This is a genomic window from Dyella sp. 01N448 (assembly GCF_056399225.1).
The window spans coordinates 1-15,615 of the sequence record NZ_JBFTQX010000016.1 but is presented as its reverse complement, the minus strand read 5'-3'; the positions used below and the strand labels follow the sequence as shown (position 1 = coordinate 15,615).

The window sequence follows — 15,615 nt, the reverse complement described above, 5'->3', positions numbered from 1 at the left end:
CGTTCAACGCCGTGCCGGCGTGAATGCGGCGCCGATCTTCAATCCAATGCTTTACACGCTGCTTTCGGCGATGGCTACCAACAGTCGCGCATTGAACGCCCGCTGCTGCGCCTGCCAGGCATCCAGCTCGGCCTGCGGCACCGGCTCCTGGCCATCCATGCCGCTCAACAAGCGCTTCCACCACGTGCGGTACTGATAAGCCGAGACTTCGCCGTTGATGTCGCTGGCCACGATGCGTCCACGCAGCGCTTCGATGATCGCCATGGCGTGCGATTCTTCCAGCAGGCCCTGGTCCCAGTTGGTGCGCGCCGTATCGACGCTGAACGCATCCTTGTCGATGGACAGATACGTGGGCTGCGGTGCCTGCTTCAATTGCTGCACGAACGCGCAGGTCAGCGCGTCGGGATCATCGAAGCGATGGAAGGCATCGCTGAGCCCAAGCTTCGCCGCCCAGTCCACGTTCACGTCCATGCACCAATAACTGAGCTTGCCGGCCTGCAGCGGACGCAAATAGTTTTCCCAGGCGTGCCTGGCGCCGATGTCGCCGGAGGTAATCCCCACCACGTGCACGTGCGTGACGAACGGCAGCATGGCCACCCGACGCACCCACGATCCGCAATGGATGCCCCAGGGGAAACGCATATTGTCCGGATGGTTGTCGAACACCACCAGCTGGAACGGACCGCGGGCGCGCTGACGCTGCACCAGCGGCCAGGTGAGATGGTGATAGTCGCCCGAGCCCATCAGCACGGTGCCGTAGTTTTCCGGCAGACGCGTGTCGAGATAGTCGCGCAGCCGGTGAAACGTGCGCAGCGTGCAGCCAAAGCGGATCGCTTCCTGCCAGTCGGTGAGCGCCAGCGTAGTCGCGCCCGGGATCTGCCCGACCGAACTGTCGAAATCCAGGATCAGTGGTTCACGCCGGTTCATGCGCTGCCCATTGGCTATCGCTCTCGAAGAATTTGCCTAAGCGGCGCGCGGCCAGCCGCAGCAGCGGATTGCGCAGATAGATCGCGTGCCGCGTCAGGGTGAATTGTGCACCCAGATAGGCCTTGATCTGCGGATCGGTCCAGCCTGCCACATAGTGGGTGAGATGGTGTTCGCGAGCGTAAGCGAGATTGTGGAACCAGCTGGTGAAATACAGGTTCTGCTCCCGCGCCTGCGGATAGGCAAAACCCACGTACTTGTCGATCAGCTTGCCCTCCACCACAAAGCACAGATTCCAGCCGATCATCTCGTCCTGGTGGCGATAGACAAACACCACGCCGCCATTGGTGGCATCGCGCAACACGGCGGCGAAAAACTCGCGGCTGAGCTTGTCGAAATGGACTTCACTCTGCGCGTAGACGTTTTCGTAAAGCGCGTAATAGGCGTCAATCAGCGTGTCATCGATGAACGCCGCATCCCCGCATGGCAGCGAAGTCACCGCCACATCATCGCGCTTGCGCAGTTTGCGGCGGATGTCTTTGCGTCGACTCGACGACAGGCGGGCGAGGTAATCGTCCTCGCCCTGGAAATCGATGGTCACATAAGCCAGCGCCTGCCCTTCCAGCAGGATGAAACCGGCGGCGTCGCAGGCATCGGCGAAACGCTTGCACCAGTCGCCCGTGGCGGCGTCGAACAAGGGCGAGGCCTGCGGTATGTCCTTCACGATCATCAGGCGCTGGCGCCGACCCAGCTGGTCGCGCAAGGCCTTAGCCAGTGCATCGGGCTGGGCATCGCGCGGAAACAGCGCATATTCGGACACCGTGGTTCCCACGAAGGCCGTGCGCCAGCGCAGCAGACGCCCCCACCAGCGATAGCCGGGCGCGCCGGTCACCTTGGCGCGGGCCTCGTCATCGGCGGTGGTGAGCAGGTCGAACGGCGCTACGAAGGCCGGCGTGTCCGCGACCTGCATCACACTGAAATCGATGGGGGGATGTTCGGCGAACCGGGCGACCAGTGCGTCCGGCTCGAGCTGATTGAGGTACCGCACGCGACAGTCCCACGAGTCACAAGGCCATAGGATACGACTCCCGCCCCGCCCTGCCCACGATTTCCCGCTTAAAAGGCTGGTGAAAGGCAACCCGGCGGAGCATGAGGACAGCCGTTCCATGCGGTGGCGTTCTGGACTTTGTCCTGGCGGTTCGTCAGGCTTGTGAAACGGCATCCGGCGGATGCCGTGTGACCCGGCGCCATGGACCCCAGGAAAGCACACATGAGCAACGTTCAGCAGGAAACCTTCGACATCATCGCCAAGCAGGCCAAGATCGAGCTCGACACGATCAAGCCGGAGTCCACCCTGAAGGACCTGGGTATCGCCTCACTGGATGCCATCGAAGTGATCTTTGATATCGAAGAACACTTCAACATCAACCTGCCCAACGAAGACACCGACTTCGACGGCGGCACCGTCGGACAGCTAGTGGAAGCCATCGAGCGCCAGCTCGCCCAGAAGACCAGCGAATAATTCATGCGCCGCATCGTGATAACCGGCATGGGCGCGATCTGCGCGCTCGGCCACGACGCACCTTCCGTGTGGAAGGCGATGACTGAGGGTCGGTCCGGCATCGGCCCGATCCACCACATCGAAGTGGGCCAGCTGCGCAATGGCGGCATCGCGGCCGAAGTGGCGAATTACGACCCCGCCAACTTTTTTGACGAAGGCCGTCGCGCGCTGCTCGATACGTTCAGCGAATACGCGTTGATCGCAGCCAACGAAGCGATCCGCCAGTCGGGCATAAGCTTCGAGGGCGAAGTCGGCTCGCGCGCGGCCGTCGTCATCGGCACCGGTGCCGGTGGCGAGACCACCCGCGACGATCTCTATGAACGCCTGTATGGCGAACACCAGGGCCGCTTCCACCCGCTAAGCATCGTACGCATGATGATGAACGCGCCCGCCAGCCAGGTGAGCATGGTGCACGGCATCACCGGCCCGGCATTCGTGGTGGCGAGCGCGTGTGCATCTTCCAACCATGCGTTTGCGCAGGCGGCGATGATGATCCGATCCGGCATCGTCGATGCGGCCGTGGTCGGTGGCACCGAGGCCTGCATCACGCTCGGCACACTGCGCGCCTGGGAAGCCATGCGCGTGCTCGCCCCCGATACCTGCCGCCCCTTCAGCAAGGGCCGCCGCGGCCTGGTGCTGGGCGAAGGTGCGGCGATGTATGTGATCGAGACGCTGGAGTCGGCGCAGAAACGCGGCGCGGAAATCATCTGCGAGCTGGCCGGCACCGGCATGAGTTCGGACGCCGGCGATATCGCCGCACCATCGGACATCGGCGCCGCCGCCGCAATGAGCATGGCGCTGCGCGATGGCGGCCTGGCGCCCGAAGACGTCGACTACGTCAACGCCCATGGCACCGGCACGGTGGCCAACGACAGCACCGAGACGCGCGCCATCCATCGCGTGTTCGGCGCGCATGCGCGCGAAATGCTGGTGTCATCCACCAAGTCCATGCATGGCCATGCGCTGGGCGCGGGCGGTGCACTGGAATTGATCGCCGCCATCGGCGCGATCCACGATGGCATCGTGGCGCCCACCATCAATTACCTCGAACCTGATCCCGCCTGCGATCTGGACTATGTGCCGAATGTGGCGCGCGAGCGCAAGGTGAATGCGGCGATCAGCAATTCGTTTGCGTTTGGGGGGTTGAATGCGGTGGTGGCGGTGAGGCGGATGGGGTGAGGGTGGGTTGTTGTGCCGCTTACTGACGCGCGGCGCGAAAGGAATCGTCATCCCGGCGTGGGCCGGAGGCGCTTTTCAACCGTCGCATGGCTGACCATTCAGATCCTTGGCTTCTGATTGTCACCTTGCGGCCAGGGTGCCGCCTACGACGCAAAGCTAGTCCCTGTGGGACGCGGCGGGCGTTTCGAACGGCTGCCGCCGCTCGAGTCACTTTTCTCTTGCTGGCCCAAGAGATCCCACGGGACTAGCTTCGCGTCGAAAGTAACCCAAAGAGAATGGCCTAAAACGCCCGCAGCATCGTGTTGGGATAAGCCCGAGCGGTTGAGGTGCGTCTGATGGGACAACCTCCGAGGGTACACAGCGGGTAGTTCAAAGCGCTGCGCAACGCGCCCGAATCGCTGAGGACTTAAAGCAGGGCCTCGCTTTGCATCGCCTTCGGCATCTCTCTTTCCGTCCGCCGCTCCCACAGACGAGCCGACCGGCAAGATTGATCCGCCATCCACGGACCTGCGCCCTCCTTGTAGGAGCGCACTTGTGCGCGACCGCAGAGCTGCGGTGTACCGCTCCGTCGGCTGGTCGCGCACAAGTGCGCCCCTACAAAAGACCCGCACAACGAAAGCGGGCGTTGGCGCTACCCGATGCGCACGATCACCACCCCAATCAAAACCGCGAGTACGACCACGACTGCATGCGGCCATCCTTGTACGGCATCACCCCATGAAACGGCCGAGGATCCTCGTCAAACACCAGCGGCAGGAAATGGCGATCCCCCTCCCACATCGGCAGTTCCATCAGCCGGTCCACCGCCACCCACTCCAGCGTGCCCTCGGGATTAGAAGTCAGCGGCGTCCCGCTGAATCCATCGATGATGAAGATAAAGCCCAGCCAATCCTCACCCTGCTTGCCAAAGCCCGGCCAATTGAGCGTGCCGCGCAGCGACATCGACTCACAGGTGATGCCGGCCTCTTCGAGGATTTCGCGGTGCATGCAGGCAGCAATGTCTTCGCCCGGCTCCATCTTGCCGCCCAGGCCGTTGTACTTGCCCAGGTGCATGTCGTCCGGGCGCGAATTGCGGTGAATCATCAGGACTTGCCGACGATCCGGCGACAACACATAGCCGAGGGTCGCCACGATGGGGGTGTAAGGCATCGGTACGCTGCAGTGCTGGGGAGGAAAGCAGCCAGTATAGTCACGCACCCGTTGCCGCTGCTCGATTCGTGCGGGCAGTCGCCCACCCGTCAGGCAATCGCTGCGACAAAATTTCTGCCGATGCATCTGCATGGGCTTGCGCCGGCCCGGCCCGGGCGGCGACCATCAGGACATGTCCACCGCTCCAGGCTGTCCGTCATCCCGTCTGCGCCCCTCACTGTGCTGGCTGCTGCTGGCACTGGCGCTGGTGGCCGGCTGCGATCGCCAGGCGCAGGCCGTGGCCAGCAGGGAGACGGTGTTCGACAACCAGAACTTCCGCGTAGTCAGTATCGACCTGAAACGCGAATCGCTGAGCCTGCACTGGAAGGACCCGGAAAGCGGCGAGCCGTTCGGCACCATCAACGCGCTGCGCCAATGGGGCATGACGCACAGCCGCCGCATGCTGTTTGCCGCCAACGCCGGCATCTACGACCGCCAGTTTGCGCCACTGGGCCTGTATGTGGAGAACGGCAAGACCGCCGTGCCGTTGAACCTCGCGCACGGCAACCCGGCATCGGGCAATTTCTCGTTGCTGCCCAATGGCGTGTTCGCCATCTATGCCGACGGCCACGCTGCCGTGCAGACCAGCGCGGCGTTCAAGGCGGCCGGCAAGCCCGCGCAATGGGCCAGCCAGTCCGGCCCCATGCTGGTGATCGACGGCAAGCTCAACGAGCAGTTCATCGACGACTCCAACAGCCTCAAGTGGCGTAGCGGCGTGTGCGCAAAAACGCCGCACCACGTGGTGTTTGCGGTGAGCGAGGCGCCGGTGAATTTCCATACCTTCGCGCGGCTGTTCAAGGAAGAACTCGGCTGCCGCGATGCGCTTTACCTGGACGGCACCATTTCGCAGTTCTACGTGGAAGGTGAAGGCTATGCCGGCGCGCCCACGTTCATGGTGAAGCCGTATGCCGGCATTTTCGCGGTGTTCTCGTCAACCACGCCCTGACCGCGCACGCTGGCGGTTTTCTTCCAACGCATCGAGTCACTCGCGCCATGAATCAACCCCGCCGTTTCCGCTGGCTCCGTTACCTGCTTGGCACCTTGTTGGTGCTGGCACTGGGCGTCTTCATCGCCGCCTGGTTCCTGCTGGCCGGCAGCCGCGCGCAACTCGACGGGGAGGTGCAGATCAACGGCTTGGGCGACGCCGTGGCCATCACGCGCGATGCGCTCGGCACCACTACGCTGCAAGGCAAGAGTCGTGACGACGTCACCTATGCCATGGGTTATGTGCACGGACAGGAGCGGTTTTTCGCGATGGATCTGATGCGTCGCCTGCCCGCAGGCGAGCTGTCGGAACTGGTGGGCGCCAAGGCGCTCGATACCGACCTCAATCATCGTCGCCATCGCCTGCGCAGCGTGGCGCAGGCCGCCTATGCCGCGTTGCCGCCCGAGCAGAAGCGCACGCTGGATCTGTATGCCGCCGGCGTGAACGCCGGCCTCGCGCACCTGCACGTCAAGCCGTGGGAATACCTGCTGCTCAACGCGAAGCCGCAGGCTTGGCGCCCAGAGGACAGCTTTCTGGTGATTGCCGCGATGTATCTGGATCTCAATGGCGACGGCCGCAACGATCGCGAATTGCACATGGCCGAGCTGCGCGATGCCTTGCCCGCGCCAGTAGCCGATTTCCTGCTGTCGCCCGATCCGGATTGGGAAGCACCATTGCAGGGTGACCTCTCGCATCCGCCGGTGATTCCCGGCGCGGACGTGTTCGACCTGCGCAAGGCCGCACCGTCCACCACCGGCGACAAGACGGCTCTGACCGCCGCCTTGCTCCCCGCGCTGGATGCCGCGCGACCGGGCAGCAACAACTTCGCCGTCGCAGGCAGCCTCACCGAATCGGGCGCCGCCATCGTGGCAAACGACATGCATCTGACGCTGCGCGTGCCCAATATCTGGTACCGCGTGCGCCTGCGCTATCCCGATGCCACGGCGCCGGGCGGCCAGCGCGATGCCAACGGCGTGTCGCTGCCGGGTACGCCCGCGCTGGTGGTCGGCTCGAACGGCCAGGTGGCCTGGGGTTTCACCAACAGCTACGGCGACTGGGCGGACTGGGTGCGCGTGCAGCGCGATCCCAACGACGCCACGCGCTACAAGGTGCCCGAAGGCTGGGCCGCGCTCGAAACCCACGACGAAGTCATCCATATCAAGGACGCGCCCGACCAGACGCTGAAAGTGGAAGCGACGCGCTGGGGTCCGGTCATGGGCAAGGACATCGACGGCACGCCGCTGGCGCTGGCCTGGATCGGCGATCGTCCGCGCGGCTACAACCTGGGCGTGATGCAGCTGGAGCACATCGACAGTGCGCATGCCGCGCTCGATCTCGCCCCCGGCATGGGCATGCCGCCGCAGAACCTGCTGGTGGGCGACAGCGCCGGCCATATCGGCTGGACCGTCACCGGCACCTGCATTCCGCTGCGCAAGGGCTACGATGCGCAACTCCCTGCCGACTGGTCGAACGCCGATACGGGCTGGCTGGGCTGCGCCGAGGCCTCGCAGTATCCGCGCGTTGAAGATCCCGCCGATGGCCGCCTGTGGACCGCCAACAACCGCACCGTCGACGGCGCCGAACTCGAACTGCTTGGCAACGGCGGCCACGACCTGGGCGCGCGTGCGCAGCAGATCCGCGACGACCTGCGTGCGCGCAACAGCTTCACCCCGGGCAATATGCTCGATGTGCAACTGGACAACCGCGCCGTGTTGCTCACGCGCTGGCAGCGTCTGCTGCAGGACACGCTGGCGGGCACGCATGACCCCGGGCTGGAACAGCTGCGCCAGCTCACGGCCAGCTGGGCGGGCCGCGCCGCGACGGACAGCGTCGACTATCGCCTGGTGCGCGCGTTCCGCGACAAGGTGAAGGAAAAAGTGCTGGCGCCGTTCGTCGCCCAGGTGAAGGCCAGGCACGAGGACTTCGCCTGGCCCGGTCTGGTCGACACCGAGGCAGCCGTGTGGACCCTGCTGCGCGACCGTCCCGCCAACCTGCTCGATCCGGCCTACGACAACTGGAACGCCCTGCTCAACGCCGCTGCGCACGACGTGGTCGACGAGCTTGGTAAGCAGCCCGGCGGCCTGGCGGCGCGCACCTGGGGCGAATACAACCGAACGGCCATCCGCCATCCGCTGTCGCGCGCCCTGCCCGGCTTCCTCGGCCGCTACCTGGACATGCCCGACGAGCCTGTGGCTGGCGATCACAATATGCCGCGGGTCGTCTCGCCCGGCTTTGGCGCCTCCGAGCGTCTCGATGCCATGCCCGGCCATGAAGCGCAGAGCATCCTCCACATGCCCGGCGGCCAGAGCGACAACCCGCTGTCGCCGTATCACGGTGCAGGCGAGGAGGATTGGGTCAACGGTCGGCCGACACCGTTGCTGCCGGGGCCTGACCAGCACACGCTGACACTGGTGCCCACCAAGTCTTAAACGCGAAAAAGTCGCCTCAGGGCGGCTTTTTCAATGCGCCATGCTGGAAGCCAGGGTCAACGCAAGAGGCGTTCGCAGATCGCCTCGTAGAGCGACGGCAGCTTCTCCAGATCAGCCACCGACACGCATTCGTCCACCTTGTGAATGGTGGCGTTCACCGGCCCCAGCTCCACTACTTCGGCGCCCAGCGGCGCAATGAAGCGGCCATCGGAGGTACCGCCGCCCGTGCTCTCCTCCGGTGCGATGCCACACAACTCACGGCATACCGAAATCACCGCATCGCGCACCGCGCCGCCCGGCGGCGTGAGAAACGGTTCGCCCGACAGCGACCATTCGATCTGCCAATCCACGCCGTGCTTGTCGAGGATGGCTTCGGTGCGCGTGCGCAGATCCGCGGCGCGACTGGCTGTGCTGTAGCGGAAGTTGATCAAGGCCGTGAGCGTGCCGGGGATCACGTTGTTGGCGCCCGTACCCGCATTGAGGTTGGATACCTGGAACGAAGTAGGCGGGAAGTCCCGGTTGCCTTCGTCCCAACGCTCCGCCGCCAGTGCTGCCAGTGCGGGAGCAAACGCATGGATGGGATTGCGCGCCTTCTCCGGGTAAGCCACATGCCCCTGGATGCCACGCACGACCAGCGTGCCGGAAAGCGAACCGCGGCGCCCCACGCGTATCAGGTCGCCGAGCTGCTGTTTCGACGACGGCTCACCCACCACGCACCAGTCGACGCGCTCGCCCGTGGCACGAAAATGCTCGGCCACGCGACGCACGCCGTCGAGATTGGTCGGCCCTTCCTCGTCGCTGGTCAACAGCAAACCAACTCGACCGCTGTGAGCGGGATGCGAGGCCACGAAGGCTTCCAGCGCCACCACCATCGCCGCCACCGAACCTTTCATATCCGCCGCGCCACGGCCGTATAGAAGGCCATCGCGTATCGCCGGCTCAAACGGATCGCTCGCCCATCCCTCGACCGGTCCGGTAGGCACCACATCGGTGTGGCCCAGGAACATCAGCAGCGGACCGCCCTTGCCATGCGTAGCCCACAGATTGTCGACTTCGCCAAAGCGCAGGTGCTGCACCTGGAAGCCTGCAGCCTCCAGGCGTTCGCCGATCACTGCCTGGCAGCCGGCATCGTGCGGCGTCACCGAAGGGCGGCGGATGAGATCAACGGCTAAATCGAGAACCTTGGACATGCTTTGCCTCAAATCATGCAAACCGTGAACTACTGTGCCACTTAGCCCGCCAACACCGTTCCCAAGGCATGACCTACCACATAGGTGATGCCGGCGGCCGCCAACGTGATACCAAACTGCCTGGCAATGGAAAACACCATGCTCCGCCCGGTGAACAGCGCCGTGCCCATGCCGATCAGCACCAGCCCCACGATGGTCGAGGCGATGCTGGCGACGAAGGCCGTATGGTCTTTCAGAAACAGGTAGGGTGCCACCGGAAACAGCGCACCCAGGGCGAACAGGCAGAACGAGGAAATGGCTGCGCCGTATGCCGAGCCACCGAGTTCGTCCGGATCGATGCCGAGGTCTTCGCGCACCAGGGTATCGAGCGCATTGCGCGGACGTTCGGCGATCTGTTCGGCCAGTTCGTCCGCCGTTTTCGCGTCCATGCCCTTCTGGCGATAGAGGCTGGCGAGGCTGCGCTTGCCGTCTTCCGGCGATACGGCGAGACGCTCGGCGCGCGCCGCGATCTGCGCCTGATAGAACTCGCGCGAACTGTTGACCGACAGCCATTCGCCCAGCGCCATCGAACATGCACCGGCCACCAGCCCGGCGAAACCGGCGAGCAGGATCGCGTGGTTGCCGGCGGCTGCGCCCGCCATGCCCATCACCAGACTGCCGTTGGAAACGAGTCCATCGTTCGCGCCCAGCACGGCCGCGCGCAAAGTGTTTCCGCTTTGCGTGCGATGACGGCCGCTGCGCATCGACGGCGTGTGTGGCTCAAGGAAATGGTCGCGGTGTCCTTCGCGGTCGACCGGAGTCGGCAGATGATCGGCGTGTTCGAGCCGTACCACCGTGGGCATCACAAACTCAGTGCCGAAGCGTCGCGCAAACCAGGTCAGCACCTTGACGCGAACGCCGAGCCGCACCGGCGGCACTTCGACGCCCATGTGTTTGAGCTGTTCTTCCCAGAACGTTGCGTTGGCTCGTTCGCCGTCGGCAATCCGTCGATAGGCCCGCCGCAGACGCTGGTCGGAGGCTAGCTCGGACAGATGCTCATACAGCGCCGCATTGTCACGCTCGATCCGAAGATTGCTACGGTAGTGCCGTGCGCGACGGGCTGTCATGCCGCCTCCATGTGACTCATTCGTCGAGCTCGCCATCGCGCTGCCCCAGATAGACCAGCGCCAGCAGCAACACCGCCACGAAGCGGAACGCGCTCTCCAGTCCATTCCACTGCGTGGACATCCACATGCCGAACCATTCGCCGCCCACGGCGATGAAGCCGCCCAGCCACAACATGATGCCGATGGTGAGGCCGAGCACACTCATACGCTTGGCGCGATGGAATACCACAGCCGGCGCCGCGCGCGTACGCCACAGCCGCCACACGCCCAGCCAGCACAGCGCGGCGGCCAGCGTTTCCGTGGCGATGATCAGGCCGTAGGCAAGGTGCTGCAACAGCGGCGAGGTGATGGCGCGGTAATGGATGCCCGCGCCTGGGAAGATCGTGTCCATCGCCAGCACATGCCGTACGAACGGCCAATTGCTGCCGTAATCGGTGAGGTTGCCGAACGCCACCAGGCTGAGCCAGAGCGCGATGGCGGCGAGCAGCAGGATCCGTGACAGGCGCACCACCATGGCGATCGCGACCTCAGCGCCCGAACAGTTTCTTGAAGCCGTTGTCGGTGAACCCCACGCTGACCGAACCGTCTTCCTGCAGCACCACCGGACGGCGCACAAGCGCGGGATATTCCTTGAGCAGCAGCGTCCACTCCGGATCGCTGCTGGGATTCTTGCGCTGCGGCAGCAGCGTGCGCCAGGTGGTAGACGCCTTGTTCACCAGTTTCTCCCAGCCGCCGAGCTGCTGCGCCCAGCTTTTGAGCGTGGCCGCCGGCACCGGATGGGCGCGGTAATCGACGAAGGTGTATGCCACCTCGAAGCGATCGAGCCAGTTGCGCGCCTTGCGGCAGGTATCGCAGGTGCTAAGGCCATACAGGGTCACGCTCATTCGGCGCTCCGCAGCAGCTCGTTGATGCCGGTCTTGCTGCGCGTCTTCTCGTCCACCTGCTTGACGATGATGGCGGCGTACAAGCTGTGCGAACCATCCTTCGCCGGCAGGCTGCCTGCCACCACCACGCTGCCGGCCGGCACGCGGCCGTAGCTCACTTCACCGGTGGCGCGGTTGTAGATGCGCGTGGACTGGCCGAGGAACACGCCCATGCCGATCACGCTGCCCTTCTCCACGATCACGCCTTCGACCACTTCCGAACGCGCGCCAATGAAGCAGTTGTCTTCGATGATGGTCGGATTGGCCTGCAGTGGTTCCAGCACGCCACCGATGCCTACGCCGCCGGATAGATGCACGCCGGCGCCAATCTGCGCGCACGAACCGACCGTGGCCCAGGTGTCGACCATGCTGCCGGCGCCGACATAGGCGCCGATATTCACGTAGCTCGGCATCAGTACCGCGTCCTTCGCCACGTGGGCGCCACGACGCACCAACGCGCCAGGCACCACGCGCGCGCCCAGCCCTTCCAATTCCTGATCGTTGCCATGCGCAAAGCGCAGCGGCACCTTGTCGAAGGCCATGGCCGGGCCACCATCGACCACTCGATTGCCGTTGATGCGGAAATACAGCAGCACGCCTTTCTTGATCCACTGATTGACCGTCCAGCCGCCATGGCCATCGGGCTCGGCGACGCGGCGCTCGCCCGCTTCCAGCAGGTCGATGACCTGCTCCACGGCGGGACGCAGATGGGTGTCGATCTCGGCCTGGGTCAGTTCGTTGCGGCGTTCGAAGGCGTCGTTGATCAGGGTTTCAATGGGTTGCATGGCAGTCACGGCAAAGGGGTCGGGAGTGAGCGGCAACGCAAGGTGCCGCAAGGGACAAGCGATTCTGACAAGAAAAGGCGTGCGCCGCGAGTCGATGCCACGTCGCCGCCTCAGGCGCGTTTTTCCTTGGCGGGCCCGAGCCGTTCGAGCAAGGCATGCAGCAATCGATCCTGCAACTCGATGCTCAAGGGCGCGTCGTGACGGTCGGTGATAAGGAAAAAATCCTCCACGCGCTCGCCGAAGGTGGCAATGCGCGCGTCGTGCACGCGCACACCGGCATCCATCATGCCCTGCGCCACCGCCGCGAGCAGGCCGGGGCGATCGCTGCACACCAGGGCCAGGCGTGTGCGGCCGTTGACGGTGCTGAAGGCAATCTTCGGCGCCGCCTGGAAATGCTTCAGGTGCCGCGACATGCTGCGGCGCGACGGCTGGTGCACATGACCCGGCTGCGACAAGGCGCGATGCAGGCGCTGCTTGAGCTCGTCGGCACGCTCCGGCGTGGCCGGCTGCTGCGTGTCCGCTTCGAGCAACAGGAAGGTATCCAGCGCCATGCCGGTGGGCGAGCTGAGAATGCGCGCCTCCATCACGGATAGATGCAGGCGATCGAGCATGGCCGTGACGGCGGCAAACAAGCCATCGCGATCGGGTACGTAAACGAACAACTCGGTGGTGCCACGCACGGATTTCGGATGCACCTCGACCAGCGGCGTTGCGCCCTTGGCGCGCAGGATCGCCGAGGTCTGCCAGGCAATCTGTTCGGGTCGGTGGCGCAGGAAGCTCGATTCCGGGAAGCCGCGCCATACACGCTGGCAGGCGTCCGCCGTAAAGCCTTCCTGTTCCAGCAGCGCCAGGGCCTGCTCGCTGCAGGCGCGCACACGCGCGGCGGCATCGGACGGCAGCTCGTCTTCGCTGCGCAGCGCGTAGCGCGTAGATGTATAGAGATCCGCCAGCAGACGATCCTTCCAGCCATTCCACAACTTGGGGCTGGTGCCAATGATGTCGGCGATGGTCAGCAGGTAGAGATAGTCCAGCCGCTCGGGCGTGTCCACCGTCTCGGCAAAACGATGCACGACGTCGGGATCGGTAATGTCCTGTCGCTGCGCCGTGGTGCTCATCAACAGATGCCAGCGCACCAGCCATGCGATGAGCTGCGTATCGTCCTCCGGCAAACCCAGTCGTCGACCGAAGGCCAGCGCTTCCTCTTCGCCAAGCACCGAATGATCGCCACCGCGCCCCTTGGCAATGTCGTGGAACAGCCCCGCCAGCAGCATCAGTTCCGGCTTGGGCAAACCTGGCCAGATCTTGCAGGCGATGGGGAAATCGTTCACCGCATCCGCGTCGGCAAACCGCGCCATATTGCGCAGCACGCGCAGCGTGTGTTCGTCGACGGTGTAGACGTGGAACAGGTCGTACTGCATGCGCCCAAAGACTTTGCCAAAGGCCGGAAGAATCGCCGCCAGCAGACCATGGCGATTCATCCGCCACATCGCCTCGACCGCCGGCGCCCCCAGGCGCAGCAGGCGCAGGAACGCTGCCAGCACCTCCGGATCGTCGGCGAGCTCGCGATCCAGCGCGGCCGATGCCTGATGCATGCGACGCATGGTGTCGGCGGTGAAGCCGGTGATGCCCGGCTCGCCCAATCGCGCGATGAATGCATCGACCAGCGCTGCCGGCCGACGCATGAACAGGTCCGGATCGCGCACGGCAAGTCGCTTGCCGTAGCGCACGAAATCCTCGCCTACCGCTTGCGGCGGCGCGAGCGGTTCCAGCATTTCCTCGAAGCGCTCGGCAATCTGCACGCCCAGACGCTCCACCTGACTGGCGGCGCGATAGTAGCCCTGCATGAACTGTTCAACGCCGAGGTTCTTCTCGTGCTCGTCCTGGAAACCCAGCCGCGCCGCCAAGGCACGCTGATAGTCGAACAGCAGGCGTTCCTCGGCACGACCCGCTTCCAGATGCAGCGCGTAGCGATAGCGACGCAGCGTGGCCTCGGATTGTTCCAGCGTGTCCTTTTCAGCGGGATCGAGCAGGCCTTCTTCAACCATGTCGTCGAAGTCGTCCGCATGCGCGAGACGACGCCCAAGCCAGCGCAACGCATCGAGCGTGCGCAAGCCACCGGGGCCATCCTTCAGATTGGGTTCCAGGTTGTACGCCGTGTCGTTGTAGCGCGCGTGGCGTGCATCGCGCTCGGCCAGGCGCACCGCGAGATACTCGGCCGGCGGCCACAAGGCAGGATCGTTGACGATCGCCTTGAGCCCTTCCTCCATCGAGGGATCACCGACCAGCCGGCGCGCATCGAGCAGGCTGGTGAACACGCTGGCGTCTTGCTGGGCAAGTACGCGGCATTGCGGCAGATCGCGCACCGCGTGACCTACTTTCAGGCCGATGTCCCACAGGGTAGCGAAGCACTGCTCCAGCGCGCGCAGTCGTGCCGGTTCGGACGGCCCGACCAGCGCCAGCAGATCGACGTCCGAATGCGGAAACAGCAAGCCGCGGCCAAACCCGCCAACCGCAAACAACGCAGCATCGCTCACGTCGCCGAGGCAGGCCGACCACACATGCACCACGATCCGCTGCACCGACTCCCCGCGCCGCTGGGCCAGCGCCGCCGCATCCGCACCATCGCGAAACGCCGTCGCCAGCGCGCGATCCACATCACCCAGCAGCTGCCGCAGCGCCCGCCGCGCATCCGCCGACACACCCGAACGCGGCACCGCCGCAGGCAGGCGTGGCAAAGGAGGCAACACGATCGGAGCGACAGGCATGGAAAGGGACGCATGTGGCGATGCAGCAAGTCTGCCACGCATGGGGCTTTGGCGCAGGGCAAATTGAGGTCAAGACCAGAAAATATCGGCAAAAGCCCAAGCCTGATAAACGGCTTCGATTGCAACGCCGCCACGAGCCCCCCTCACCCCAGAGCTCTCCCCAAAAGGGAGAGGGAGAAAAAAACTGTGGGAGCGCACCCTGTGCGCGACAAGCCTACGGAGCGGCACACCGCAGCGTGACGGTCGCGCACAGGGTGCGCTCCCACAGACAACCGCCAGGCCCGGTACCCAGTTCGCAATGTGCGGGGCTAAAGCCGATGCGCAGCGAGGCCCCGCCTTAAGTCCTCAGCGATTCGGGCGCGTTGCGCAGCGCTTTGCAGTACCCGCTGTGTACCCTCGGAGGTTGTCCCACAACGACGCGCCTCAAACGTTCGGGCTTATCCCAACACGATGCTGCGGGCGTTATCAGGCCATTTTCTTTGGGTTACTTTCGACGCGAAGCTAGTCCCGTGGGATCTTTTGGGCCAGCAAAAGAAAAGTGACTCGGTCGGCGGCAGCCGATCGAAACGCCCGCCGCGTA

13 protein-coding genes are annotated in these 15,615 nt (G+C 64.7%); 4 read left to right on the top strand and 9 right to left on the bottom strand.

From position 1 onward, the window contains the following. Positions 1-51 precede the first annotated feature (51 nt). Both AC1DKY_RS18670 and AC1DKY_RS18665 read right to left on the bottom strand, forming a co-directional pair. Complete coding sequence (locus tag AC1DKY_RS18670) at positions 52-927, bottom strand: arginase family protein (RefSeq protein ID WP_441605070.1); 876 nt, start codon at positions 925-927, stop codon at positions 52-54. After that, positions 914-1,972, bottom strand: a complete 1,059-nt coding sequence (locus AC1DKY_RS18665) for a GNAT family N-acetyltransferase (RefSeq protein WP_441605069.1) — start codon at positions 1,970-1,972, stop codon at positions 914-916. The genes AC1DKY_RS18670 and AC1DKY_RS18665 overlap by 14 nt, the downstream gene beginning before the upstream one ends. A 222-nt stretch (positions 1,973-2,194) precedes the next feature. Between AC1DKY_RS18665 and AC1DKY_RS18660 the strand changes: the two genes are divergently transcribed. Both AC1DKY_RS18660 and AC1DKY_RS18655 read left to right on the top strand, forming a co-directional pair. Continuing rightward, positions 2,195-2,446, top strand: coding sequence for an acyl carrier protein (locus AC1DKY_RS18660; protein WP_046971921.1), 252 nt, complete (start codon positions 2,195-2,197; stop codon positions 2,444-2,446). Positions 2,447-2,449: 3 nt separating this feature from the next. Beyond that, complete coding sequence (locus AC1DKY_RS18655) at positions 2,450-3,664, top strand: beta-ketoacyl-[acyl-carrier-protein] synthase family protein (protein WP_441605068.1); 1,215 nt, start codon at positions 2,450-2,452, stop codon at positions 3,662-3,664. 660 nt (positions 3,665-4,324) lie between these two features. Here AC1DKY_RS18655 and AC1DKY_RS18650 read toward each other — a convergent pair. After that, positions 4,325-4,813, bottom strand: a complete 489-nt coding sequence (locus tag AC1DKY_RS18650; protein ID WP_441605067.1) for an NUDIX hydrolase — start codon at positions 4,811-4,813, stop codon at positions 4,325-4,327. Positions 4,814-4,985: 172 nt separating this feature from the next. Here AC1DKY_RS18650 and AC1DKY_RS18645 point away from each other — a divergent pair, with 172 nt between their 5' ends. Together AC1DKY_RS18645 and AC1DKY_RS18640 are read left to right on the top strand one after the other, a co-directional pair. Beyond that, positions 4,986-5,798: a phosphodiester glycosidase family protein gene (locus AC1DKY_RS18645; protein WP_441605066.1), complete on the top strand. Its 813-nt coding sequence runs from the start codon at positions 4,986-4,988 to the stop codon at positions 5,796-5,798. A 47-nt stretch (positions 5,799-5,845) separates the two neighbouring features. Beyond that, entirely contained in the window at positions 5,846-8,266 is a 2,421-nt protein-coding gene (locus AC1DKY_RS18640) for a penicillin acylase family protein (RefSeq protein WP_441605065.1), read from the top strand. A 56-nt stretch (positions 8,267-8,322) separates the two neighbouring features. Here AC1DKY_RS18640 and dapE read toward each other — a convergent pair whose 3' ends face one another. Genes dapE through glnD form a run of 6 tightly spaced genes read right to left on the bottom strand, consistent with a single transcriptional unit; the run spans position 8,323 to position 15,035 of the window. Then, positions 8,323-9,456, bottom strand: coding sequence for a succinyl-diaminopimelate desuccinylase (gene dapE, locus AC1DKY_RS18635; protein WP_441605064.1), 1,134 nt, complete (start codon positions 9,454-9,456; stop codon positions 8,323-8,325). A gap of 41 nt (positions 9,457-9,497) precedes the next feature. Continuing rightward, complete coding sequence (locus AC1DKY_RS18630) at positions 9,498-10,562, bottom strand: VIT1/CCC1 transporter family protein (protein ID WP_441605063.1); 1,065 nt, start codon at positions 10,560-10,562, stop codon at positions 9,498-9,500. 16 nt (positions 10,563-10,578) lie between these two features. Beyond that, positions 10,579-11,076 carry a DUF2165 family protein gene (locus tag AC1DKY_RS18625; RefSeq protein ID WP_441605062.1) on the bottom strand — a complete coding sequence of 166 codons (498 nt, stop codon included), beginning with the start codon at positions 11,074-11,076 and terminating at the stop codon, positions 10,579-10,581. A gap of 13 nt (positions 11,077-11,089) precedes the next feature. Continuing rightward, a complete protein-coding gene (locus AC1DKY_RS18620) occupies positions 11,090-11,446 on the bottom strand; it encodes a Spx/MgsR family RNA polymerase-binding regulatory protein (RefSeq protein WP_441605061.1) in 357 nt (118 codons plus the stop codon). Next, on the bottom strand, positions 11,443-12,435 hold the full coding sequence (gene dapD / locus AC1DKY_RS18615; RefSeq protein WP_441605127.1) for a 2,3,4,5-tetrahydropyridine-2,6-dicarboxylate N-succinyltransferase: 993 nt from the start codon (positions 12,433-12,435) through the stop codon (positions 11,443-11,445). The genes AC1DKY_RS18620 and dapD overlap by 4 nt, the downstream gene beginning before the upstream one ends. Continuing rightward, on the bottom strand, positions 12,381-15,035 hold the full coding sequence (glnD, locus tag AC1DKY_RS18610; protein WP_441605060.1) for a [protein-PII] uridylyltransferase: 2,655 nt from the start codon (positions 15,033-15,035) through the stop codon (positions 12,381-12,383). Before glnD ends, dapD begins: the two co-directional genes overlap by 55 nt. Positions 15,036-15,615: the final 580 nt, after the last annotated feature.

What these genes read in the sequence shown, in the direction of transcription:
- AC1DKY_RS18630 (WP_441605063.1), bottom strand. Translation starts at nt 10,562, where the DNA reads ATGACAGCCCGTCGCGCACGGCACTACCGTAGCAATCTTCGGATCGAG.
- AC1DKY_RS18620 (WP_441605061.1), bottom strand. Translation starts at nt 11,446, where the DNA reads ATGAGCGTGACCCTGTATGGCCTTAGCACCTGCGATACCTGCCGCAAG.
- AC1DKY_RS18650 (WP_441605067.1), bottom strand. Translation starts at nt 4,813, where the DNA reads ATGCCTTACACCCCCATCGTGGCGACCCTCGGCTATGTGTTGTCGCCG.
- AC1DKY_RS18625 (WP_441605062.1), bottom strand. Translation starts at nt 11,076, where the DNA reads ATGGTGGTGCGCCTGTCACGGATCCTGCTGCTCGCCGCCATCGCGCTC.
- AC1DKY_RS18670 (WP_441605070.1), bottom strand. Translation starts at nt 927, where the DNA reads ATGAACCGGCGTGAACCACTGATCCTGGATTTCGACAGTTCGGTCGGG.
- dapE (WP_441605064.1), bottom strand. Translation starts at nt 9,456, where the DNA reads ATGTCCAAGGTTCTCGATTTAGCCGTTGATCTCATCCGCCGCCCTTCG.
- glnD (WP_441605060.1), bottom strand. Translation starts at nt 15,035, where the DNA reads ATGCCTGTCGCTCCGATCGTGTTGCCTCCTTTGCCACGCCTGCCTGCG.
- AC1DKY_RS18660 (WP_046971921.1), top strand. Translation starts at nt 2,195, where the DNA reads ATGAGCAACGTTCAGCAGGAAACCTTCGACATCATCGCCAAGCAGGCC.
- AC1DKY_RS18645 (WP_441605066.1), top strand. Translation starts at nt 4,986, where the DNA reads ATGTCCACCGCTCCAGGCTGTCCGTCATCCCGTCTGCGCCCCTCACTG.
- AC1DKY_RS18640 (WP_441605065.1), top strand. Translation starts at nt 5,846, where the DNA reads ATGAATCAACCCCGCCGTTTCCGCTGGCTCCGTTACCTGCTTGGCACC.
- AC1DKY_RS18655 (WP_441605068.1), top strand. Translation starts at nt 2,450, where the DNA reads ATGCGCCGCATCGTGATAACCGGCATGGGCGCGATCTGCGCGCTCGGC.